The following is a 24762-nucleotide window of genomic DNA, read 5'->3' as shown; positions in this document are numbered from 1 at the left end:
ATATACTAACTTTATAATATTACCACGAAATTTCAAACATGAGAAGTTTTTTAAATAATTCGTATACACTTCTTAGAAAATAAATAAAAACAAAAGGTACTGTTTCAAAAGGAACTGACTACCTTAATATGTCATACACTAAAAACTCCTACAAAAAAACGAGAAAGACTCCTACTAATAGTAGAGTATCTTTCTCGCTTTATTATTTCACATAATTATACTTATTCAGTTACACCATCTTTAAAGATAGCCATTTCATGAATTCCATTTTTCTCATTGTTTGTAAGCTCACCATTTGCAACACTTACAATGTATTCAAAGAATTCTGCACACAATTCATCCATTGGCTTATCATCCAATAATTGACCAGCATTAAAATCCATCCATCTTGGTTTCTTCTTAAAGATATTATCATTGGTAGCAATTTTAATGGTTGGAACAAGGCTACCAAAAGGAGTTCCTCTACCTGTTGAGAATAACACTAACTGGCAACCAGCAGAACCAAGTGCAGTTGTAGATACTAAATCGTTACCAGGTGCTTGTAACAAATGGAATCCATTATGCTGTAAGCGGTCTCCATATCCTAAAACTCCACTTACCTTACTATGTCCACCTTTTTGTGTACAACCAAGGGATTTTTCCTCTAATGTACTAATACCACCCTCTTTATTTCCTGGTGATGGATTTTCATAAATTGGTTGATTATACTGTTCAAAATAATCTTTAAAGTTATTAATTAAATGTACCACATCTTCAAATGTTGCTTCATCTTTCGCACGGCCCATTAAAATAGTTTCTGCACCAAACATTTCAGGTACTTCTGTTAAAATTGTTGTACCACCATTGGATACTAAATAATCTGAGAACTTACCGATTAATGGATTTGCTGTTATTCCTGAGAATCCATCAGATCCGCCACATTTTAAACCAACTCTTAATTCAGAAATTGGAACTTCTTCTCTAACATCCTTCTTCATTACTTCATAAATTTCTTTTAAAAGATTTTTACCAATCTCAACTTCATCGCCTACTTGCTGAGTTACAAGGAATTTGACTCTTTCCTCATCTATTTCACCAAGAACTTCTTTAAAAGAATCCATTGTATTGTTTTCACAACCTAATCCAAGTACAAGAATACCACCTGCATTTGGATGTTTTACTAAATCCGCTAAAATTTTTCTTGTATTATGTAAGTCATCACCTAATTGTGAGCAACCATAATTATGCTTAAATACACCTACATGATCAATTTTTAAATCTCCAACTTCTGCTTTAAATTCATTGATAATAATATCAGCAATTCCGTTTACACATCCAACTGTAGGTACTATCCATAATTCATTACGAACACCTACCTCACCATTTTTTCTGCGAAATCCACGGAAACTCTTTGGTCCATTGATTGTATTGATATCATGGAATTTTGGAGAATATGTATATTCTAATTTTTCAGAAAGATTTGTCTGAATGTTATGTGTATGTACCCAAGCTCCTTTTTTAATATCCATAATCGCATTACCAATTGGATATCCATATTTTATTACATTCTCACTTTTCTTAATCTCAGTAAGGGCAATTTTATGGCCAGCTTTTATGTCTTCTAATAATGTTAATTGATTGCCATCTACGTCAAGTGTCTTACCAGCTGGCAAACTTTTTAATGCTACTACAACATTATCGTTTTGATTAATTCTTAAAAATTCATTCATAATCAAACTTCATCCTTTCTATTCTTATGTATAATCATCCAATATACATCTTTTATAATAAAGTTCTATTTTTATTACTCTTTTAATATTCATCGAATTTTATTATTAATATATAATATTCTAGTATTATTATATATATTTGTCAATCTTTCTAAACATTTTACAAAATTGCAATATAATTTCAGGCGATTAAAATAGTTATAGGACAAAGCAATTAGGATAAATAAAAAATCAGCATATTTTGAAACATAAATGCTGATTTTTATTTCTCTATTCTTTTTTGTTAGGGCTTTTAAATAAAACTCTACATACCAAAGCAAGACCGCCGAAAATAAAAACTAAGTATAATAACCACTCATATAAAGTTATGCTTGATAAACGCATTGTTGTAGACGAAATTATTGAAACAATAATTAAAAGGAAGCCTAAACACGCTACAAGTTTTGATAGAAATGATTCTGGTTTTATAAATATCATAATGATTCCAATAATAAAAGGAACAACTATTAGTCCTGTATTCACATGAATTCCACCTAAATTAAAACTTCCTTGAAAGAATCCAGTTGAAACTGTTACTTTTTGCATAAACAAATACAAACCAACCACAAGCATTGCCAAACCGACTACAAACTCAGCTAATTCATTTCTTGCCTTTTTCATAGAGCCCCCCAATATTCTTTTATTCAAATCATTCACATATTTCGTACATTACAGATAATAGCTTTATTATATCTTGAAATGTAAATATTTTCAAGGAGAACTATATTTCCTATTACGATCATTATCTTTCCAGAATATCCTTCCCATCAAGGTAAGCTTGAACTAAATTATTACCTTCGTATTTTAGTTTTAAAGAAAAGAACGGACTTTCCTCTTTCAAAAGTTTTAAAAATATCTTATCTCCTTCCCAAAGATTTAACTCTAAAATCTTATCTTTATCTACCCATTCTAGAACTCCTTCATCACAAGGAATCATTTCACCAGTAAACTCATCTGCAGTATAAAGGCACATGTATTCGGTTTCCCAGCCTTCTGCTATAAATGTTACCAATCCGCGGAAACGATATGAAGTTAAATCTAACCCTGTCTCTTCTTTTACTTCTCTAAGTAAACATTCTTCTGGACTTTCATCTTTTTCAAAATGCCCACCAACACCAATCCATTTATCTTTATTTACATCATTTTTCTTGATGATTCGATGTAACATCAAGTACTGATTCTCTTTTTCTATATAGCATAATGTTGAAAGTTTCATAACTACCTCCATGCCACCGAAAAGAGTGGCTTATCTCATTTGATTTTATCTTAAAATGATAACAAAGGAATGCTAAGATATCAAGTCTAAGGTTATTGTAATTATATCACCGAATCTGTCTTGCATTTTAAGAAAGTTACTCTATAATAGTAGTTGATTCTAAAAATATATATAACAATACGAATTTAGAACTTTTTAAAATTAACCACATTCAATATCCCATTACCATAGAGATTTGAATGAATGAAAATTAGGATAAAAAAGCATAACAAGAATCCATTATCACATTCGATGCTTTTTACACATAAAATGATTCGCCTTTCGGCAACATGGAGGTAACAAAATGGAGAATAAAAATAAAATACAAACACCAAGATATCAAAAAATTGCAGTTGATATCGCATCCAAAATAGCAAATGGAAAATATAACATTGGTGATAAAATATATGCAAGATCTTCACTTGCGAGTCAATATGGTGTTTCTTCTGAAACAGCGAGAAGGGCTATCTGTGTTCTATCGGATCTTGACATTGTTACCTCCGAAAAAGGTAGTGGTGTAACTATTAAATCTTACGAAAATGCTGTTCGTTTTGTAAAACAGTATCAAGATGTACAAACCATACATGATATTAAGAAGAATATCCTTGATAGCGTCGATCGACAGAAAAAAGAACTGGAATTCTTCGACCACTGTCTCACCGAATTGATTGCTAAGACAGATCGATTCCGTTCGTTAAACCCTTTTATGCCTTATCAAATTACAATCACTTCTGAAACCCCATTTTTAAATAAAAATATTTCAGATTTAAATTTTTGGCAAAATACAGGGGCTACTGTTATCGGTATTAAGCGCAACGATGAATTATTAATTTCACCTGGTCCATATGCTAGTATGCACGAACGAGATGTGTTGTACTTTATAGGTGAAGATATTTGTTTAGAGCGAGTTACAAACTTTTTATATCCCGAAAAATAACGCATATTCCACTGGTTTTATACTAGTTTTTTAAGAGATAATTTGATTCAGATTATCTCTTTTTTTTATTTTTTTCTTGACTAAGTAACAACTTTGTAATATTATTGGATTGTTACTTCTGACAACTTCAAATCTTAAACAAGTTGTTATTAACCAATAATTAGGAGGTTGTTATGATAAAATTTGAACATATTTCTAAAAAATTTAAGGGTAATGTCATCCTTAAGGACCTATCATTTGAAATTGAAAGTGGCAAGCTTGTTGCTATTATCGGTGCCAGTGGCTGTGGAAAAACTACTACGCTTAAGATGATTAATCGATTAATAAAGCCAAGCTCTGGAACTATTTCTATTGATGGAATTAATATAGAGCAAACTGATGAAATCGAATTACGAAGAAAAATAGGTTATGTTATTCAACAAACAGGACTATTTCCACATATGACAATACGTGAGAATATTGAACTTATACCAAAGGTTGAAAAATTAGAGAAAGAAAAGATCGCACAAAATACAATTCGTTTAATGAAAATGGTTGGTCTTGACCCAGATGCTTACCTTGATCGCTATCCAACTGAATTAAGTGGTGGTCAACAACAACGTATTGGTGTTGCAAGAGCCTTCGCAAATGACCCTGATATTATTTTAATGGACGAGCCTTTTTCAGCACTTGACCCTATCACAAGATCTGATTTACAAGAAGAACTTATTAATTTACAAGCTAAAATGAACAAAACTATCGTATTTGTTACCCATGATATGAGTGAGGCAATTAAGATTGCAGATATGATTTGTATCATGAAAGATGGTGAAATCGTGCAATACGATACACCTGAGAATATCTTAAAAAATCCAATCAACGATTTTGTTTCTAACTTTGTTGGAAAAGATCGTATCTGGTCATCTCCTGAATATATCAAAGTTTCTGATATTATGATTGAAAAACCAATTACCTGCACAAAAGAATTATCTATTATAAGATGTATGGAAAAGATGCGTAGTAACAAAGTTGATAGCTTACTTGTCATTGATTCTATCACTAGAAAACTAGAAGGCATTATTAAAGCCAAAGAACTTAGAAATGTTGAAGATAAAACACAATCGGTTGGAAATGTTATGAGAACAACTTTCTTTAAACTTCATCCTGACCAAACAATCATTGATGCTTTATCCATTGTAAATGAAAATCACATTTCAACCGTGCCTGTCGTTGATGACGATGGTGCCTTAAAGGGTCTTGTAACAAATAGTAGTTTAGTTACAACTTTAAGTCAGCAATATATAGACATGGAAGAATAAAGCCAGAAGGGAATTTCATTCATTTTAAATTGAACTTCCTTTCGACAAATGGAGATAAGTGTGGAAAATAAAAATGAATTTCACACGCAAGTTTGTGCTCGCGCACCACAAATTTGTAATGCATAAAGAACGTGCGCAGGAATGGGGATTAATATGAAAATAATTGAATTTTTTGAATATATAATTAACAATCAACAACAAATTTTAAGTTTGTTGCTAGAGCACATTAAACTAACGGTAATATCCGTTGGCCTAGCCATTTTAATTGGTGTTCCTCTAGGTATATTTATAAGCTATATGAAGAAGTTAAACAAACCAATCTTAGGAATTGCTAGTGTTGTTCAAGCCATCCCAAGTATGGCACTACTAGGATTTTTGATACCACTATTGGGTATCGGTTCCGTACCAGCTGTTGTTACAGTAATTTTATATTCTTTACTACCAATCATTAAAAATACGTATACAGGGATTGATAACATCAACCCTCAAACGCTGGAAGCAGCCAAGGGTATTGGCCTTACTAAATTTCAAGTATTAACAAAAGTACAGATTCCTCTAGCACTTCCAGTTATCATGGCGGGTGTTCGTATCTCAGCCGTAACTGCTGTTGGTCTTATGACAATGGCTGCTTTTATAGGTGCTGGCGGTCTTGGATATCTAGTGTTTTCTGGTATTCGTACCGTTAACAATTTTCAAATTTTAGCTGGTGCAATTCCTGCCTGTTTACTTGCTCTTCTCGTAGACTTTTTAGCAGCAACCATTGAAACATTAGTAACTCCAGTAAGTCTTCAAAAAGGCGGTCTAACTGCTAACCGTAAAAAAAGAACAGGGAAAAAAATAGCCTTATCTATTGTTTCATTTGTTATTATCATATCTTTTATTTTCTCTTATTTTAGTGGTGTAAACAAAAGTGATAAGGTGATAACTGTTGGTTCTAAAGACTACACTGAACAAGCGATTCTTGGTAATATGGTTGCCGATATGATTGAAGCACATACCGATATCTCGGTAAATAGACAATTGGAACTTGGTGGTACACAGGTATGTTTTTCCGCTTTAAATTCTGGAGAAATTGACATGTACGTAGAATATAGTGGTACCGCATACGGCGATACGTTAAAATATGCACCAATCAGTGATGTAAAAAAAGTCTATGATACTGTTAAGAAAGATTTTAAAGAAAAGTATGGTATCGAGACATTAAAACAAATGAGTTTTAATAACACCTACACTCTTGCTGTTACAAAAGAGACCAGCGAGAAATATAACTTAAAAACAATTAGTGATCTTGCTAAAGTTGCATCTAAATTTGTATCCGGTACTACATTTGAATTCTTAAACCGTGGCGATGGTTTACCTGGAGTTGAAAAGACATATGGATTTAAATTCAAAGATTCGAAAGCCCTTGATAGCTCTCCAAGATATGTTGCTCTTAATAATGGAGATGTTCAAGTAATTGATGCCTTTTTAACCGATGGCTTATTGAAGAAATATGACCTTGTAACTTTAGAAGATGATAAGGGATTTTTCCCACCTTACTATGCGATCCCAATCGTAAATGAGAAAGTCCTTGAGAAATACCCAGAGATTGAACCTCTTATGGATGAGCTAGGTGCGGTTCTTACTAATGATGTAATGGCAGAATTAAATTATAAGGTAGATGAATTACAAGAAAAACCAAGCGATGTTGCTCATGAATTTTTAGTTGAACAAGGATTAATTGGTTAGTAGTTTAAAATATAATCATCTTTGTTAGCTACTAAAAATTACGAAGCACAGTGTCCGTTTTGTGATACTGTGCTTTTTCTTACTAAAATTATCCAGATTATTCTTTCTTGTTAATTTAATTATTCCATGATGAATTTACTTACTTTAATTATTCCATGATGAATTTACTGCTTTACCCATACAATGTCCATCCGATATCCTCACTTTATTGATTTTATTCCTTTCAAATTTACCCTATAATTTGGAAATTTCTTATTTACTTACCTAAGGTTATATGTTAAACTTACAATAAGTTTGCTCTCAGCATTCGCTGAATCTTTATTCCTCACATTCAATGAATGGAGGATTATAATGTCATACATAAAAAAATTTTTATATTCTTTCTTATTATGTTCTGTAATGCTGTTTTTTTCTATCCCAAGTCAAGCAATATCAGTAAAAGCATCCAATCCCATTGAATTTGTTTTACTTACTAAATATGAAGCTAATGCCAACATTGGAGATGAATTCTATATTATTGCGATTACCACCAATGGAAAACTACCTACCTGGAAAAGTAACAATTCTAAAGTTGCTTCTGTAAGTACCTTTGGAAAAGTAACTGCAAAAAGCTCTGGTTCTGCTACCATTACTGCAAAAATAAAAGGTGCAGAAGCTTCTTGTAAAGTCACAGTAAATAAAACAAAAGTTACAATTAGTAATTCAAGCGCCAGAATTGAACGTGGTGAAACATTAACACTTACAGCTACTTGCTCAACTGGTTCAAATATCACTTGGAAAAGTAGCAAGAAAAGTGTTGCTACAATTGATGAGAATGGTGTCATTACTGCTATTAAGCCTGGTGAAACTATAATCACTGCGACAGCCGATAAAGTTAGCGCTACCTGTAAACTTACGGTCAAATCTCCTACTGTCAAATTAAGCAGTACAAAAATCAAATTGTATCGTGGTCAAAGTGCAACGCTTACTGCTACGGTCTCTTCTAATATTAATCCCACTTGGAAAACGAATAAAAAAAGTGTAGCTACAGTAGATTCTAACGGCATAATTACCGCACAAAAACACGGTACGGCCACGATTACTGCAACGATAGATGGCGTATCAAAAACATGTGAAGTTACCGTCGAGCAACCCGTAATAAAGTTAAGTGCATCGGAACTAAGCATTAAAAAAGGAGATACCGCTACTATTACTGCAACGGTATCTTCTGGAAATGTTCCTGTATGGACTACTAGTAATCCAAATATTCTTTCCATTGATTCCAATGGAACAATAACTGCTTTACAAAAAGGAACCGCATATGTTTATGCCTCTGAAGATGGTATAAAAATGCGATGTACAATTCGTGTAACTGAATAATGATTCTGTGAGGGATAAGGAGAGCAAACTTTATTTTCTTTAAACATAACTAACATTTACTAGATCCAATTAAAAGTTCTTTCACTGGACAAGGATTGGATTCTCCATTACAATAATACTATTGTAGAAACAGGAGAAATGCTATGGAAATTACAATTGATAATAAAACAATATACTTTCAAGTGCAGTATGCTAAAAGAAAGAAAACCACTTTAGAAATAACACCTGAGGGATTAATAACTGTAAAAGCTCCAAAACATACAGAAGAACAAGAAATTCTAAAATTTGTTCAATCACATGCTAAAACCTTATTAGCGCATCAAGCTCAACTTGAGAATCGAAAATACATTTCCAATAAAAAAAGCTATAACGAAGACGAAAACTTCTTATACCTTGGAAAAGTGGTAACGTTAAATGACATATTAGAGGTTATTCCTGAAACAGAAGAAGAAATTCAAGCAGAACTCAAGAAATTCTATACAAATAAAACGAAAAAGATAGTAAAAGAACGAGTACAACATTATGAAAAAATCATTGGAGTAAATGCCAAAGGAATTACAGTGGTAGACTCAACAAAAACGTGGGGAACCTGTAATTCCTTAAAGCAACTTACTTTTAATTATAGACTATCTATGGCGCCAATGAGTTCCATTGATTACGTGGTAATACATGAACTTTGCCATATACTGCATCTTAATCATGATCGTTCCTTTTGGAGAAAAGTTGGCATGTATGATCCAGATTTTAAGAAGCATCAAGAGTATTTGGATCGGTTTGGTTTTTTTATGACGATTTAAGTAAAGTACTCAAAGTTCGCACTTTCAAAATCTATACTATTCTTAATTAATTCAGGCGAAAGAGTGTAATTACCATGATTAAAACTTTTATATCGACGTGAATCAAACTTATTTTAATCCGTTACACACCCTAAGTCCGGTTTAGATAGCAGAGAAATCGAATCCGCCACCTTTCCTTCCGTTTCAAATACAATGATCTCATTCTCCCCAATATGTAATAATGGGCCTGGGATATAGAGCCTTCGTTGAGGCCCTACTTCCCAGAACCTTCCGATATTAAATCCATTTACAAAAATACAACCTTTACCCCAGCCAGTAAAATCAAGGAAGGTATCACCTATTTCAGAAACATCAAATGCAAACCGATAAAATGCAGGCCTACCTTCTTTATAACCCCTGGTATAATTTAATCTTTCTAAATTATCAAGGGGCAGTGTATATAAAGACCATCCCACATGCTGATATTGATTTACTTGAACCATACGATGAATGCCCTTTTGTTGCTTTTCTAGCATCGGTCCAAAATTAACACGCCCCATGTTTTCAACTAATATATCTAGTTTACCTTCTACAAACGGAATGCTAGGTTCAAATTTTTTAGTAGAAAGCAATTCACGATCATACAATGTTGCTACTAACTCTTCATCTACAAATATGTGTGCCCGATCGTTCGCCTCCCATAAACGAATTTCAGCTAAATCTTTTGAGTGATTCATTTGAGTACGATATAAAATATATCCATAATTCTGACCGAGTTTTTCCATTGACTTTGGAAAACTAGAATTTTCCTCCTGGGAGATGTCTGGTAATGCCTCAAATAGCCCTACCTTCTCTTTTACAAAAATTCTACCATAGTCTTTCTTTTTAATTACTGTTGAAAACTTCACCTCTGGGAGTTTAATAAACTGCTTAATCACTTCTTGAAATGCAAAATACTTTGCTGTGCACTCCCCATCTTCTGTTAACAATGCATCATAATCATATGAAGTAACATCGGGTGAAAGTTTATCATAATAATTTGATCCATTCATAAAACCGAAATTCGTCCCACCATGGAACATATAAATGTTTACATGTCCATGTTGTAAAATATATTCTAAATCCTTAGCGTGTTCTTTAATATCACCTGTTTGATGATTTTCCGAACCCCAACTATCAAACCAACCTACCCAAAACTCCATGCACATCAATGGTCCACCATTGGTGTGCTTTTTTAATACTTCAAACTGTTCTTCCCCACGTGAACCAAAATTAGCAGTTGGTAAAACTCCCTCTAAACTTCCAACAGCAAGGGCATCTCCCCAAGGTCCATCCGAAGTTACCATTGGTATCGTACATCCATTTAAAAGCATGATATTTCTTAATTCTTCTAAATATTTCTTATCATCGCAGTAGTATCCATATTCATTTTCAACTTGATATAAAATAATTGGTCCACCATTGGTAATCTGTAATGGTGTAAGAATTTGAAATAATTTAGTATAATATTCTTTTAAATGCTTCATAAAAAGCTCATCGCTTGTCCGAAGTTTCATAGACTCGTCTGCCAAAAGCCAAGCTGGAAGCCCTCCAAATTCCCACTCCGCACATATGTATGGGGATGGACGAATAATCACCCAAAGTTCTAGTTCCTGTGCAAGCTTGATAAATGCCTCTAAATCTAGTATTCCACCAAAACAAAACTTTCCCTTTTCAGGTTCATGCATATTCCAAGGTACATAAGTTTCAACTGTGTTGCAACCAAGTGCCTTTAATTTTTCTAATCGGTCCCTCCAGTATTCTGGAACGGTACGAAAATAATGCATTCCACCTGAAATAATTTTAAATTCCTTATCATTTAAATAAAAGTTATCCTTAACCTTAAACGACCCCATAAACGTTTCCTTACCCTTTCCTCTTTCGACTTTTTGCCAATCATTCAATATAGCTTTTATAATACGCTTAAGTTATGTTATATATAGTAACTTGTTTTAAGTATATATTTACGTATCAATAGCATCAATGGATTTTTCTATACTAGAAAAGCATTATCTATTATTTCTTCCTTCGCTTATATTATAAACGAAAAAAGGCTATCACAAAATCTCTTCATTCCTCATGAAGCATATTTTGTAACAGCCCTTTTTCATCAAAAATATGATGAAGTTACTCTTCACATTTATCTACTTATTAAATAGTTTCTAAATCTCTGAAATATAGAACCTGGATTTTTCTTAAATTCTTTCATTTCTTCATAATCATCAAGTTCATTATATGTAGAATCATTATTAAACCCTTGAAAATAACCCCATTTATCTTCTTTGTGTTCTTCTAAAAACATAACAAAATCATTCAATGGTAATGTACGATCGAACTTAAGAGGTATTCTATATTGGAAACAATAACTTGTTATTAAAGAATCAAGTATCGCCCACTGTATAGGTATAAATGGTTTATATTGATGCCTAAGTTCCTCAATAACCTCATAATTTCTCGTATCATTTAAATATCCAGCAATAATTAAATAATCAATTGGTTGTGACTCTGTTGTTTTTAAAACTTGTTGCTTATTCTCCACCACTCCAACTACAGAAATCCCTGCAGTAATCAAAAAATTAGATAATGCTTTTGCACAATCTATTAAACGGTCCGATATAATTAGGACCCTGGTCAATTCGCTCAAACCTTCTTCTTTCATCATAATATTCTCCCCTTTCAATATTATTTAATGACAAAATTCGTTTATAGTCAAGGACCTATTCATAATATTTTATGACTAGTTATCAAGTGTGCTACTTCATTGTAGCATAGATAATATCAAAAAGCTATTATAAATAGCATTTTAACAATTATCTTTTTTTGCTTCGTTTTATATATGTAAATTTGCATATATTTCTTTGTTTCTGACATGCTAATTTGTAACTACTATATAAAATTTTCTTGAAATTTGTAGAAGAATATGCGATAATATTTCCACAAATTATTATTGAAAATTAAACTTATATTTAACGTAAGGAGGCACTGTTATAAGCGTCGAAAATAAAAAAGAAAAATCTCTTGGTTATACCTTAGTTCCTAATAAAACAAGGTATATCGTATTAACTTCCTTTTCTTTAGTATTCCTACTAATCGGAATTCTTTCGGATTCATTTTCCAATATTCTTTCAGGTTTATATAAAATTATTATTGAACCAGATATTTTAATTACTGATTACTTTGAAGTCGGAGGCATTGGTGCTGCATTTGTCAACTCAGGTTTATTAATGCTTATATCTGTATTGATTTTATTTATATTAAAGGTTGAAATAACTGGAATCACAATTGCTTCTGTATTTTTAATGGGTAGCTTTGCTTTGTTTGGTAAAAATATCGTCAATGTTTGGCCAATTATTTTAGGTGTTTACCTATATTCAAAAGTATGCAAAGAAAAATTTGCAGACCATATTTATGCTGCTTTTTTTTCAACCAGCATCTCCCCTATTGTTACGGAATTATTGTTTGTGTCTAATTATCCTTTGTGGATTCGAATTATTAAGACACTTGTAATTGGTATAAGTATCGGTTTTTGTGTACCTCCAGTTTCAAAACACTTATTTCATGTACACAAAGGTTTTAGTCTTTATAATACAGGTTTTGCAGTTGGTATCATCGGTACTGTGTTCGTTTCATTTTTTAAATCCATCGGTTATGATCCAAGAAATAGGCTTTTATGGAGTTCTGGCAATGATGTCTATTTAGGAACTTGGCTCATTATTATCTTTACTTGCTTATTTATTGCAGGTTATTTTTTGAGTGGTAAATCACTTGAAAATTTAAAAAATATCTTTACATATTCCGGACAGCTTAGCAGCGATTTTGTAGCATTGGAGGGTTTTGGATCTGTTCTAATGAATATGGGGTTGAACGGTTTCCTAGCAATGGCATATGTACTTATAGTTGGTGGTCCATTAAACGGACCTACAATTGGTGGTATTTTAACGGTTGTAGGTTTTGGAAGTTTTGGAAAGCACTGTAGAAACATATTTCCAATATTCCTTGGTGTCTTACTGGGTGGCATCCTAAACCTATGGGAATTAAATAATCCATCCATATTATTAGCTGCTTTATTTGGTACATCACTTGCACCAATTGCTGGACGCTTTGGATTTATATGGGGTATTGTTGCAGTTATCATTAATTCTGCTGTTGTATTAAACTTAAGTGTCCTTCATGGTGGAATGAATTTATATAATACTGGTTTTTCTGCTGGCATTGTATCTGCTTTCATGGTACCTATATTAAATACTTTTTATGAAAAAAACATAGTAAGCAAAAATAATTTGATATAATCATCAAAAAACAATAAATAAAATATTAAATTGCTATTCAAATTGCGCTATTTAACTATAGCATATGAACTCTCATATTGCTATTTTAAATAGCCTTTTTTATAACAAAATTACTTATACTCTACTTAGATTGGATGGTGATTTCGTGAATAATGAGCTACTAGCAAAACGCTTAAGAGAATTGAGAAAATTGCATAATTACACGCAAGAATATATTGCTTCCTATTTAAATATAATTCGTCAAACATATTCCCACTATGAAACTGGGCGTAATACGCCTAGCACTGAGGTTTTATATAAACTTGCTACACTTTATAGCATTCCTGTGAATGATTTGTTGCAATTAACAATTGAATTAAATTCCAATATTTATCATGATGCTCCCACTGTTGCACCATCGGTGAATGAATTGTCCAATTATTTAAATTATACAACAGATCCAAACAACGAAAAGAAACTAAAACATTTAAATAGAAAAGAAAAAGAACTATTATATTATTTTGAAAAATTAAACGTCAAAGATCAAGAAGACATACTAGATTTTATTCGCATCAAAGCGAAGAAGAGGTAAATGAGATAAAAAAAGCATCCATATGATAAGTCTCCAAATTAAGCTTGCTTAATGTAGAGTATTTTCATATGAGATGCTTTTTAATTGTACAAACATGCAATTGTCTATAATTAAGTTTGCTTATTTCAACCTTAGTTAATAACTATTATAAAACTTTTTTAATCTTGCTTGCATATTAGCTTATAAAGCCTTTTTTAGCCTAACTTGCAAACTGGCTATTATAAAGCTTTTCATAGAACCCTTTTCGAGCTAATAACTCCTCGTGTGTTCCCTGCTCTATAATTGTACCTTGTTGCATTACAAGGATTAAATCTGCATCGCGAATTGTAGAGAGCTTATGAGCAATAATAAAGCTAGTTCTACCTTTCATTAAATTGTTCATTGCCTTTTGTATTTCAACTTCAGTTCTAGTATCAACACTTGAAGTTGCTTCATCTAAAATTAATATCTTTGGATCTGCCAATAATGCTCTTGCAATTGTAAGCAGCTGCTTTTGACCTTGTGATACATTGGCACCATCTTCCGTAAGAATTGTGTTATAACCCTCTGGAAGTGTTCGTATAAAATGATCTGCTCTTGCAGACTTTGCTGCTGCAATTATTTCTTCGTCACTTACATCAAAATTACTGTATGCGATGTTATCTCTTATACTTCCACCAAATAACCAAGTATCTTGCAATACCATACCAAACATACTTCGCAGCTCTGCACGTGTCATAGATTTAATATCCATGCCATCAATCGTGATTCTACCACCTTGTATTTCATAGAATCTCATTAATAGATTCACTAGTGTTGTCTTACCTGCACCCGTTGGACCTACTATAGCTACTCTATCCCCTGCATTTAACTTAATATTTACGTCTTTCATTAAAATATGATCGTCGCTATAACCAAATCTCACATGCTCAAATGATACTTCACCTTTTGGTGCAGAAAGAACATTAGGACTTGCGTTATCTGGCACTTCATCTAGTTGATCCATGATTTCAAAGAAACGTGCGGAAGCTGCAAATGCTGCCTGCATAGAGCTAATAATCTGAGAACATTCAATTACTGGCTCTGATGCTTTATCCGTATATTGAATAAACGCCTGTACTGTACCAATTGATAATCTACCATTTAAAATAGATAGTCCACTCATTACTGCAACAACAATATAACCAAGATTGTTGATTACACGAACAGAAGGTGCAACAATATATTGCGCAATTTGTGAATTATTACTTGCTTCATATAAATTTTGATTTATCTTTCTAAATTCATTAATCGCATTCTCTTCCTGATTAAATGCCTTTAATACTAATTGACCAGTAAACGCTTCTTCAATATTCGCATTTAATTCACCAAGTGAGGATTGATAATTGTGAAAATATCTTCTAGATTTTTTGGCAATTAACATCGTAACCAAAGTCGCTGTTCCGATTGTTAAAAAAGCAATCACTGACAAGGAAGGACTAATTACAATCATCATAATAACTGCACCTGAAATAATAACTGCACAGCCGATTAATCGGTTAAAACCTTCTCGCAACGTATCCGCTACCTTTTCAAGATCATTGGTAGCACGGCTTAAGATTTCACCACGTTCTGTCGAATCATAAAAACGAAGTGGGAGGCGGTGAAGTTTTTCACTTAACGCGTTACGCATATTTAAGGACACTGTTTCAGAAACAGATGACATCAAATAATTTGCAATGTAATTTGTAATAAAACTAAAAACATAAAGCATTAAGAGGATTAAAAATATTCCACCCATAGTATGAACATTTACTTGAAAGCGAGTGCCATTTTTAACAGCATTTTTAATTCCCTCAGCGAGTTGATCTGTCGCTTTCCCTAAGAAAATTGGTGTGGCAATAAATAACCCATTACTTAATACTGCAGCTATAAAAATGAATAACAGTTTTAATCTTAACCCATGAAAATAAGGAAGTAGTCTTCGAATTGTGCCTTTCTTTTTCTTTTCCATACTATTTAACCTCCTTCCCTTCTAATTCAGATTCACTTAACTGTGAAGCTGCTATCTGCTGGTACACTGGACATGACTTCATGAGTTCTTCATGACGCCCGATGCCCACCATTTTTCCTTCATCTAATACAATAATTTGATCTGCATCTAAAATAGTACTAATTCGTTGAGCAACGATCACAACCGCAGACTCTTTTACTTCACTACGTAATGCTTTTCTAAGCATTGCATCTGTTTTAAAGTCAAGGGCAGAAAAACTATCATCAAACACATACACTTCTGGCTTTTTCACTAATGCTCGCGCAATAGCCACTCTTTGTTTTTGTCCACCAGAAAGGTTTGTACCGGCTTGGGCAACAAAAGATTGATATCCATTTTCTAAGCCTTTTATGAAATCATGGGCTTGAGCAACCTTTGCAGCATGCTCTATTTCTTCCATCGTTGCATCATCTTTTCCAAAGCGTATGTTACTTTCAATTGTACCTCTAAATAGAAATGCTTTTTGAGGAATAAAGCCAATTTTATCTCGTAATAACTTTTGAGGGTATTTTTCAATATTCGTGCCATTTAGAAGGATTTCACCTTCTTTAATATTGAAAAAATGGGGAATTAAATTCGCAATGGTAGATTTTCCCGAACCAGTACCACCAATAATTGCTGTAGTTTCTCCTGGTTTTGCCGTAAATGAAATATGACTTAGCACAGGCTCTTCCGCATTGGAATATTGAAATGTCACATCACGAAATTCTAAAGTACCTCTTTGTTTGCTATCTATGATTTCGGTATTCGTATCTTGAATTTCTGGAGTTAAGTTTAAAACTTCATTTAATCTGGCTGCACTACTTAGCGCACGTGGAATCTCCATAAATCCCATAACCGCCATAACGCCACAGAATAAAATAATTGTTAAATACTCAATCAATGCGAAGATACTACCTATTTCCATGAAGCCATTGGATACTTGGATTCCTCCAAACCATACAATAGAGGCTACACTTAAATCTAACACTAGAAAAAGAGTAGGTAATAAAATTGCAAAAATTTTATTTGTATGCACCGCAACATCACGGTAATCGTTACAGGAATCCTTAAATCTCTTTTTTTCAAATTCTTCACGATTAAACGCACGAATTACTCGTACTCCTGTAATACTCTCACGTAGTACGTATGTTAATCGATCCATTTTAATTTGTAATTGTTTAAATAATGGAACTGCCTTTCTACCAATGAAATATGCCAAAACACCAAATATCACTATAACTGCAACAAAGAAAAGTGCCATTTTTGCATCTGTGGCAAATGCTAAAGAAAGACCAACGATTGTCATCACTGGTGCTGGTAAGATTACACGTAAGAACATCATTCCAGATTTTTGTATAATCGTGATATCATTTGTACAACGGGTAATCATTGAAGCAGTTCCAATTGTTTTAAAATCATTCATAGAGTATTGCTGTGCTTTTACAAAGACAGCTTCTCTTAAATCTCTACAAAAGGCTGCCGTAACTTTTGATGAAAATATTGCTGATATAATTGAACTCACACCACCAAGTACTGCTACTGCAAGCATAAGTGCACTTATTCGGTAAATGTAGTCTAAATCTCCATTCGCAACCCCAATATTGATAATTTTTGCTGTTAATGTTGGCAAAAACATCGCTGTGAAGTTATTTAAGAACAAAAATAAAACGGCTCCTATCAGTAATTTTTTGTGTGGTTTTAAGTAATGTAGTAATTTACTCATAGATATCCTCCTAAATTATATGGAAAACATAAAATTATTGGTTCCCTCATACCAATCATTCTGCTTTCTGTTACATCCTTGACGCTAGGACGCAATTATGTCATTATAAAGTATAGTGTTACCCGAAAGTCAAGAAGGAGATAAAAAAATGTCAAGCCAAAACATGCAGTACTTTACAACAAGTGAATTTGCTAAAATCTGCGGAGTTACAAAGCATACTTTGTTTCATTATGATGAAATTGGAATATTAAAACCAGAGATTGTAAAACAGAATGGTTATCGGTATTACTCAATAAAGCAGTTTTATACCTTTGATATGATTTCAATTCTTAAACAGGCAGGGACCTCGTTAAGTGATATAAAAAAATATATAAATGATCAAAATCCGTATCATTTTCTTTCTATTTTAATGGAAAAAGAAAAGCAACTGACAGAAGAAATAAGAAAAACTACATTAATGAGAAACCAAGTAAAAGCAACAATAGACATGACGAAGAAGGCGTTAAGCTCCATTTATGGAACTCCTTCTATTGAGAATTGCGAGGAAGAATATTTTATTATTGTCAAAATGTCTAGTAAAGACAGTGACCGTGAGGTACTTCAAAAGATTCGTGAACATTTTGAATATTGTGGAATGCAAAACGATTATTGTGAACTCTTACTCGGTACTATCATAAATAAAGAAAATCTTGTGAAAGGCTTATACGAACATCCCGATTACTACAGTAATAAAATCGCTCATAAAGTCAAAAGTGACCGCCTTCATATTAAACCCAAAGGAACTTATGCTGTCATCATACACAAGGGAGCATATAGCGAGTTACCACGGTCTTATGAGCTACTTAAAAAATTTATAAACGACAAGAATATGATTATCGATGGGAATGCTTATGAAAATGACATGCTTGGTTATTTAGCTGCGGGAGATCCTAATGAATTTGTCGTTAAAATATCCATTCCAATAAAAGAAAAAGACGAAAACAAATAATTTTTTTCAAGAAAGCTAAAATATTTTTAACATTGTTCAGGGTGACAGAATACAATATATTACGACAATATGAAAGGAGAATCGACATGCTTACTTTAAGTGCTATTAAATTAAGTAATGTATTCACTCTGATAACTACTGTTAATCCAATATTTATAAAGCTTTACTGCACTATTTGTTTTTACATCATATTTACTGGCCTTATTTCTACAGTAGTTTTAAAATTAATTAAAAAAATAAGAAAATCCAACTGCAATGAATCTAGTTTAATGTGTTGTAGCCTTGATTCTAATTATTCTTTTAATAATAATGTTCAGGATGATGACCCAGAAATAAATTCATTTTCACTACAAAACGCAAGACAAAATAATTGGAATGGGAATCCATGTTTTAGGCGTTCAAGATGCAATAATAACGCTATGATAAACAGAAGAAGATGCTGTAATCCTTTATTTAACTGTAGAAGAAATACTTGTAACAACACATCATGTCGTCAAATGAGATATGATAAAACAGGAGCACTAATTTTTGACTCCGATGATCGTAGAAGAAATCAATCTGAAAATAATCTACGCAAGAATTCTAGAATGTACAATTATACTGGATATGATCCTGATTCCTATAGCCGATTTGATGGTTACAACTATAATGATAATAATGGCTATAGCAATGATAATAAGTATAGTGATAATAATGACTATAGTGATAATGATAAGTATAACGATAATAATGACTATAGTGATAATAGTCAGTATAGCGATAATAATGACTATAGTGATAATGATAAGTATATCGATAATAATGACTATAGTGATAATGATAAGTATAACGATAATAATGGCTATAATGATAAGAATGACTATAATACTGTTACAGGAGATACCGATATAAGAGAACGTGATACTGATTCTCATCACATGAAATCTAATAAAAATGAACGACGCCATACAAAAAAATTAAAAAAGGCCAATAAGAAAATTAAAAGGGCACCTAGAATTAATCGAAAAACAAATTTAAATGAAATTTTGAAGAATCACTTTACACAAGATAAGCATTTAAATTTCCGTAACGATGATAATTATACGACACCTATATATCAAGATCCCGATGATACACGTATTGCATCGAATAGATTTAAGTTAAACAATATTAATTTAATTCCGATAAAAGACACTATTTTAAAACCAATACAAGGAGTCTTAATTAATAATAATGCCCAATCGCAACCACCACTTACGGTAGACGAACTTAATAAAGATTTAGAGCCGTATGGCTTTGCATATGATCCTAATAAAGATTTATTCTATTCCAATATGAATTGCTGGCAACGAGAGTTTGGATACTGCAGACTATATGACGAAGGATGTGCTACCTTAAGTATGATTGTTGATTCCGAACCAATATATTTCAACTATGATGGTAGGAGCTGGCTTATTGAATTATGGAAAGGACAATATGGCCTTAATACAGGCTGCGAGATGGGGGTCTATAATTCATCAAATATTATTGATGCAGACGATGTGCAAGGTGCTTTTTATAATACGGTAACCGATGATGAACTTTTAGATTTTGAATTTACTTTATACAAAAATAAAAAGTTCTTACTATCAAGAAAAGAAACACATTGGTGGTTAACTGCATTTAAACTTGGTGAATTTAGTCAACCAAGTGAATTAACACTAGACTCTAAAATTACATTTAAAAATGAAGAGATGTTAAAAGCATTCCTTGGTGGATTAAAGTCAGCTGGCTATGCAAAAAACGATTATAGTGTTGATGACTTAACCGTACACATTATATTCGATAAGCCAAAAACCCAGCAACCACGGACACGTACCCCAGTGATTGAATTTATAATGCAATTAAATAATAGATTAAATTGTAACACTTATCAAACAATAACAAAAGATTATGATTATACCTTAGATAAAATAAGCTATTTAAGACAAAAAGCTCCGGGACTTTACCGTAAGCTAATGGATTTAGGTAAGTCAACAGCAATTATTAAAAGCTATCAAAGTATAGCAAATAAAAAGAAAAATGAACATAGAGAAAAAAATGATGATCATAAAGAAGAGAATAAAGAACACAAAGAAAAAAATGATAATCATAAAGAAGGGAATAAAGAACACAAAGAAAAAAATGATGATCACAAAGAAGAAAATAAGGAACACAAATAATTGAACGTTGATTACAAAAATGAGAATAAGAAACACAAATAATAGAACCTTAATCACAAAAAAGACGAATGAAACATATGTGAAGTAAACAAGGATGAATAACTTTTCATTTCCCTTTATCTCTCAATAAAAACAAGGGGTGGTCCTTTCAACCATCCCTTGCTTTTATTTTGGTTCTATAATAAATGTTGGGGTGCAAACTCCAACATTTTATATTACAATAAAAAAAGACCTCCTCGTGCCAGTCTGACAAACAAATCACAAGGAGGTTGCAATAATGCATAATTATTGTATCAATAAATTATTAGATTTAAAAGGGGTAAAAATAAAAAATATCACTCATGCTGATACTTTTGTTAAAATATATCTCGAAACTAATCCTTCTGAACATATTTGCCCTAATTGTGGTAAACAAACAAAACGTGTTCATGACTATCGAGATCAAAAAATAAAGGATTTACCTTTTCAATTTAAAAACTGTTTCCTTGTTCTTAGAAAACGGCGTTATATCTGCACCTGTGGCAAACGGTTTTATGAAAAATACTCTTTTCTAGCAAGATACCAACAGCGCACAACTCGTCTTACACATATTATTGCTCATATGCTTCGTGAGCTTGTAAGCATGAAATCTATCGCTAAGCGTACTAATGTATCCCCCTCAACGGTTGCTAGAATTCTTGATACGCTCAGTTATTCCTGTCCGAAGCTTAAAAATTCTATTTCTATTGACGAATTCAAAGGCGATACAGATGCAGGAAAGTATCAATGTATTATAGTAAATCCAAACTTACCTTCTGTTATGGATATTCTCCCTAATCGATCACAGGCTCACTTATCATCTTACTTCTCTGGACTAAATCGCGCAGAAAGATATCGAGTGAAATTCTTTGTTTGTGATATGTGGCAGCCTTATGTTGAATTAGCTAAAATTTATTTTCCCAATGCTGCCATTATTATTGATAAATATCATTTCATTCGCCAAGTAACTTGGGCTACTGAAAAGGTACGCAAACGTCTTCAAAAGACAATGCCTGTAGCATTACGGAAATACTATAAACGTAGTCGAAAGTTGATTCTTACACGATATTATAAGCTCAAAGAAGAAAAAAAGCATGCATGTGATTTAATGTTACAATACAATGATGATCTTCGCTTAGCTCATAAATTAAAAGAATGGTTTTATGCGATATGCCAAAATAAGAAATACTCAGAACAAAGAAAACAATTCTTTGAATGGATTAAATGGGCTGAAACATCCGGCTTAGAGGAGTTTGAGAAATGCGCAGCTACTTATCGTAATTGGTCGGAAGGAATTTTAAATGCATTTAAATACGGATTAACCAATGGCCCTACAGAAGGGTATAATAACAAAATTAAAATTCTAAAACGTGTATCATTTGGTATGAAAAACTTCCCACGTTTCAGAACCAGAATATTGCATAGTATGAATTAAATAAAGCTAGACTGGCACGAGGTTTATTTGTCATGTCCAAAAACAGACATTATAGAAAATAACATAAAAACAGCTCTGATTCTAGTAAAGAAGCGGGTTCCACAAGAACCCGCCCCAACACTTGACACAGAGCCTTTATTTTCACGATATTTAATTATGGCTCTACACCTAATACAAGATTACCATCATAATATACCAGTATATGTGCGCTATCGCCGTACGAATAGTCGTTTTCCTGGTTATATAAACTCCAGTCACTCTTGGATATTCTAGTATTGATCATTAAGGTAGCCCCTGCAGACAGCTTATCTGTTGTATTAAATGCTATATTAATATAAGAATCTGCGTTTGCTATTGGTGTTACCATAGAATAAAATGTTCCTTTTACTGCCGAATTATATGTTACATACCAAGGAGCTTTATTTAACTGCATTGCAGAAGTATCACAATAAAAGTTTTCTGTAGCAGCTCCTTCTTTTGTATAATAATAACGGATGCTAAGCTTGGATAAATCAATATCGCTTCCATTTTCATGCTTAATTTTTAAATTATTATTTATCGTATTCGATACCACTGTTGCATTTCCGCTATTCGTTAATGATAATGTGAATTCACCTGGGGTAGGTGTTACTGTTGGTATCATAGTAGGTATCACTGTAGGTGTAATCGTTGGTATTACCGTTGGCGTTATTGTTGGCGTTATTGTTGGCGTTACCGTTGGTGTTACTGTCGGAATTACCGTTGGCGTTACTACTGGTGTTACTGTCGGTATTATTGTCGGAATTGCTGTTGGTATTGCTGTTGGTATTGCTGTCGGTATTATCGTAGGAATCGGTGTTGGTAGTGTCCCATCAAAGTCAGGTAATTCATCTAAAGTAATTACTTTCTCACTATTATATACTTTTTTAACCATAGATGCTTCTGTATATACTCCGTTTAAATTACCAGAATAGTCAATTAGGAAATCGCCATACCATACTGCAAACCACAGCCAAAATGTATTATCTCTAGACATTAAATCTGGATCTAACATAACACCATTTTCACTTAGTGCAGTCATTTTATTTCCATTTGCATAATTTAGTGTTTTCATAAATTGCGCAGTCTGAGCATTATAATTGTGTTTATCCGCATAAATATCTGTACTAACAATATCACAATATTCATCTCCTGGATACCAATCTTGACCTTGTCCATTCCATACCCAAATTAAATTATTTAGTTGATGATAATATGTTTGACGATCAAACATCAACTTATATAGCCATAAATAAGCATCCGACCCAGCAGCTCCCCACCAAAACCATCCGCCACTTGCTTCATGAAGTGGTCTCCAAAGTATAGTGATTCCTGCATCTTGTAATTGATCAATATAACCAGAAATAGCATCAATATCTCTCACCATAAGATAACATTCTTCTGAAATCTTACCAGCTTCATACATAGCTTTTACTTCCGATAAAGGCTTTCTGCTAATATCTTCTGTTGTGACTGCTTTTGCTAAATCAAATGTAGTTTTTTCAGTATAAAAAGATGCCCCTCCTTTTGGTGCATGCCAATGCCATTGAAAAGTAGTTAAACCACCTTTTGCTTCCCAATCAAGAGCTAAATCTACTTCACCAGTAGAATGCCAATCACTTGCTGGAGAACAAAAAATAAAATCTAGCATACGTATCGCTGGATATTTACCAGTCGTTTTATAAAGGGTTTCAATTTCTGTACTCGCATTAAGTGTAGCAGACTGTCCAGATAAGGTTTGCTTCCCATAAATGCTCTTTAAATACCCCATTATATTTTTTGTTTTCTCATTTGCATTGGGATTTACAAGGGTTGCTGTCGCTCCTTGATAAACAGAAGCATCCACACCAGAGCCAGCTTCAATAAAAATATAATCTAAATCGAACCAACCCCAAAATTCTTTCACGGATAAAGTCAGAGTTCCCGCTTGTAAATATACGCTTTCGATAACGGTATCACCCCATATACCATCACCTGTACTGTAAATTGTGCCAGCTTGTGCACCATCGATAAAAAGATAATTTTCTTTATAACTATCAGATGCACTTCGGATCGTAAAAGTATAATGCCCTGTTACTGGAATAGTTACAGCGATTGACCAAGAATTATTATTGCTTTGCGTAAATCCTGTCGCATATCCTGTTCCACTATACCCTTCTCTTGTGTCAGAAACTTGAATCGTTCCGGTCATTGTTGCATCTTCAGCTTCCAACTTTGTAGAAAATTTCTCAGCAGCTTGTGCACTTACACTGCTGTTTGTACCTGCCATAACCCCTAATGGCCCAGATACATTTGTAATTAGCATAGACGCGACTAATAATAATGTTAGCGCCGATGCAATTACTTTGTTTTTGCCTCTTATCATTCTTAATACCTCCCATAAAATATTTACACTCGGAAAATAAAA

General features: G+C 32.8%; 18 protein-coding genes. 10 read left to right on the top strand and 8 right to left on the bottom strand.

Features of this window, described 5'->3' with window-relative positions; genetic code table 11:
- Positions 1-221: 221 nt before the first annotated feature.
- From BN4220_RS12795 to BN4220_RS12785, 3 genes are all read right to left on the bottom strand, one after another.
- Positions 222-1709, bottom strand: coding sequence for a UxaA family hydrolase (locus BN4220_RS12795; protein WP_066716915.1), 1488 nt, complete (start codon positions 1707-1709; stop codon positions 222-224).
- Between the two features lie 270 nt (positions 1710-1979).
- Entirely contained in the window at positions 1980-2369 is a 390-nt protein-coding gene (locus BN4220_RS12790) for a hypothetical protein (RefSeq protein WP_066716912.1), read from the bottom strand.
- A 121-nt stretch (positions 2370-2490) separates the two neighbouring features.
- A complete protein-coding gene (locus BN4220_RS12785; protein WP_066716910.1) occupies positions 2491-2964 on the bottom strand; it encodes an NUDIX hydrolase in 474 nt (157 codons plus the stop codon).
- A 343-nt stretch (positions 2965-3307) separates the two neighbouring features.
- On the opposite strand from BN4220_RS12785, the gene BN4220_RS12780 reads away from it, so the two are divergent.
- The 5 genes from BN4220_RS12780 to BN4220_RS12760 all read left to right on the top strand — a co-directional run bounded on the left by BN4220_RS12780 (position 3308) and on the right by BN4220_RS12760 (position 9122).
- Positions 3308-3940 (top strand): TrkA C-terminal domain-containing protein, encoded by a 633-nt coding sequence (locus BN4220_RS12780; protein WP_066716906.1) that lies wholly within the window; start codon positions 3308-3310, stop codon positions 3938-3940.
- A gap of 173 nt (positions 3941-4113) precedes the next feature.
- Complete coding sequence (locus tag BN4220_RS12775) at positions 4114-5238, top strand: ABC transporter ATP-binding protein (RefSeq protein ID WP_066716903.1); 1125 nt, start codon at positions 4114-4116, stop codon at positions 5236-5238.
- A 153-nt stretch (positions 5239-5391) separates the two neighbouring features.
- Positions 5392-6966, top strand: a complete 1575-nt coding sequence (locus tag BN4220_RS12770; RefSeq protein ID WP_148401740.1) for an ABC transporter permease/substrate-binding protein — start codon at positions 5392-5394, stop codon at positions 6964-6966.
- Positions 6967-7317: 351 nt separating this feature from the next.
- Positions 7318-8325, top strand: coding sequence for an Ig-like domain-containing protein (locus BN4220_RS12765; RefSeq protein ID WP_066716901.1), 1008 nt, complete (start codon positions 7318-7320; stop codon positions 8323-8325).
- A 143-nt stretch (positions 8326-8468) separates the two neighbouring features.
- Entirely contained in the window at positions 8469-9122 is a 654-nt protein-coding gene (locus BN4220_RS12760) for a M48 family metallopeptidase (protein WP_066716899.1), read from the top strand.
- A gap of 113 nt (positions 9123-9235) precedes the next feature.
- Here BN4220_RS12760 and BN4220_RS12755 read toward each other — a convergent pair whose 3' ends face one another.
- Positions 9236-10996 (bottom strand): glycoside hydrolase family 35 protein, encoded by a 1761-nt coding sequence (locus tag BN4220_RS12755; RefSeq protein ID WP_066716897.1) that lies wholly within the window; start codon positions 10994-10996, stop codon positions 9236-9238.
- Between the two features lie 284 nt (positions 10997-11280).
- Entirely contained in the window at positions 11281-11802 is a 522-nt protein-coding gene (locus BN4220_RS12750) for a response regulator (protein WP_066716894.1), read from the bottom strand.
- Positions 11803-12127: 325 nt separating this feature from the next.
- Here BN4220_RS12750 and BN4220_RS12745 point away from each other — a divergent pair, with 325 nt between their 5' ends.
- Complete coding sequence (locus BN4220_RS12745; RefSeq protein ID WP_082812294.1) at positions 12128-13429, top strand: DUF1576 domain-containing protein; 1302 nt, start codon at positions 12128-12130, stop codon at positions 13427-13429.
- Positions 13430-13574: 145 nt separating this feature from the next.
- Positions 13575-14000 (top strand): helix-turn-helix transcriptional regulator, encoded by a 426-nt coding sequence (locus BN4220_RS12740; protein WP_066716888.1) that lies wholly within the window; start codon positions 13575-13577, stop codon positions 13998-14000.
- 199 nt (positions 14001-14199) lie between these two features.
- Here the strand turns inward: BN4220_RS12740 and BN4220_RS12735 are convergent, their stop codons facing one another.
- Together BN4220_RS12735 and BN4220_RS12730 are read right to left on the bottom strand one after the other, a co-directional pair.
- Positions 14200-15972 (bottom strand): ABC transporter ATP-binding protein, encoded by a 1773-nt coding sequence (locus BN4220_RS12735; RefSeq protein WP_066716885.1) that lies wholly within the window; start codon positions 15970-15972, stop codon positions 14200-14202.
- 1 nt (position 15973) lies between these two features.
- Entirely contained in the window at positions 15974-17716 is a 1743-nt protein-coding gene (locus BN4220_RS12730) for an ABC transporter ATP-binding protein (protein ID WP_066716882.1), read from the bottom strand.
- A 148-nt stretch (positions 17717-17864) separates the two neighbouring features.
- Between BN4220_RS12730 and BN4220_RS12725 the strand changes: the two genes are divergently transcribed.
- The 3 genes from BN4220_RS12725 to BN4220_RS12715 all read left to right on the top strand — a co-directional run bounded on the left by BN4220_RS12725 (position 17865) and on the right by BN4220_RS12715 (position 22337).
- Positions 17865-18704: a MerR family transcriptional regulator gene (locus BN4220_RS12725; RefSeq protein WP_066716879.1), complete on the top strand. Its 840-nt coding sequence runs from the start codon at positions 17865-17867 to the stop codon at positions 18702-18704.
- Between the two features lie 86 nt (positions 18705-18790).
- Entirely contained in the window at positions 18791-20884 is a 2094-nt protein-coding gene (locus BN4220_RS12720) for a DUF4474 domain-containing protein (protein ID WP_066716876.1), read from the top strand.
- Between the two features lie 277 nt (positions 20885-21161).
- On the top strand, positions 21162-22337 hold the full coding sequence (locus tag BN4220_RS12715; protein WP_066716266.1) for an ISL3 family transposase: 1176 nt from the start codon (positions 21162-21164) through the stop codon (positions 22335-22337).
- Between the two features lie 154 nt (positions 22338-22491).
- Here the strand turns inward: BN4220_RS12715 and BN4220_RS12710 are convergent, their stop codons facing one another.
- Entirely contained in the window at positions 22492-24720 is a 2229-nt protein-coding gene (locus BN4220_RS12710) for a glycosyl hydrolase (RefSeq protein ID WP_066716874.1), read from the bottom strand.
- Positions 24721-24762 lie beyond the last annotated feature (42 nt).

The sequence above is a fragment of the Clostridium sp. Marseille-P299 genome, from assembly GCF_900078195.1.
Lineage (GTDB): Bacteria > Bacillota > Clostridia > Lachnospirales > Lachnospiraceae > Lachnoclostridium.
Note: the sequence above shows the minus strand (reverse complement) of the source record. Positions and strands in the feature narration are given on the sequence as shown.

Coding starts and splice junctions, on each gene's coding strand:
- BN4220_RS12730 (WP_066716882.1), bottom strand. CDS start 17,716: ATGAGTAAATTACTACATTACTTAAAACCACACAAAAAATTACTGATA.
- BN4220_RS12750 (WP_066716894.1), bottom strand. CDS start 11,802: ATGATGAAAGAAGAAGGTTTGAGCGAATTGACCAGGGTCCTAATTATA.
- BN4220_RS12725 (WP_066716879.1), top strand. CDS start 17,865: ATGTCAAGCCAAAACATGCAGTACTTTACAACAAGTGAATTTGCTAAA.
- BN4220_RS12755 (WP_066716897.1), bottom strand. CDS start 10,996: ATGGGGTCGTTTAAGGTTAAGGATAACTTTTATTTAAATGATAAGGAA.
- BN4220_RS12790 (WP_066716912.1), bottom strand. CDS start 2,369: ATGAAAAAGGCAAGAAATGAATTAGCTGAGTTTGTAGTCGGTTTGGCA.
- BN4220_RS12795 (WP_066716915.1), bottom strand. CDS start 1,709: ATGAATGAATTTTTAAGAATTAATCAAAACGATAATGTTGTAGTAGCA.
- BN4220_RS12760 (WP_066716899.1), top strand. CDS start 8,469: ATGGAAATTACAATTGATAATAAAACAATATACTTTCAAGTGCAGTAT.
- BN4220_RS12720 (WP_066716876.1), top strand. CDS start 18,791: ATGCTTACTTTAAGTGCTATTAAATTAAGTAATGTATTCACTCTGATA.
- BN4220_RS12775 (WP_066716903.1), top strand. CDS start 4,114: ATGATAAAATTTGAACATATTTCTAAAAAATTTAAGGGTAATGTCATC.
- BN4220_RS12715 (WP_066716266.1), top strand. CDS start 21,162: ATGCATAATTATTGTATCAATAAATTATTAGATTTAAAAGGGGTAAAA.
- BN4220_RS12765 (WP_066716901.1), top strand. CDS start 7,318: ATGTCATACATAAAAAAATTTTTATATTCTTTCTTATTATGTTCTGTA.
- BN4220_RS12785 (WP_066716910.1), bottom strand. CDS start 2,964: ATGAAACTTTCAACATTATGCTATATAGAAAAAGAGAATCAGTACTTG.
- BN4220_RS12735 (WP_066716885.1), bottom strand. CDS start 15,972: ATGGAAAAGAAAAAGAAAGGCACAATTCGAAGACTACTTCCTTATTTT.
- BN4220_RS12770 (WP_148401740.1), top strand. CDS start 5,392: ATGAAAATAATTGAATTTTTTGAATATATAATTAACAATCAACAACAA.
- BN4220_RS12780 (WP_066716906.1), top strand. CDS start 3,308: ATGGAGAATAAAAATAAAATACAAACACCAAGATATCAAAAAATTGCA.
- BN4220_RS12710 (WP_066716874.1), bottom strand. CDS start 24,720: ATGATAAGAGGCAAAAACAAAGTAATTGCATCGGCGCTAACATTATTA.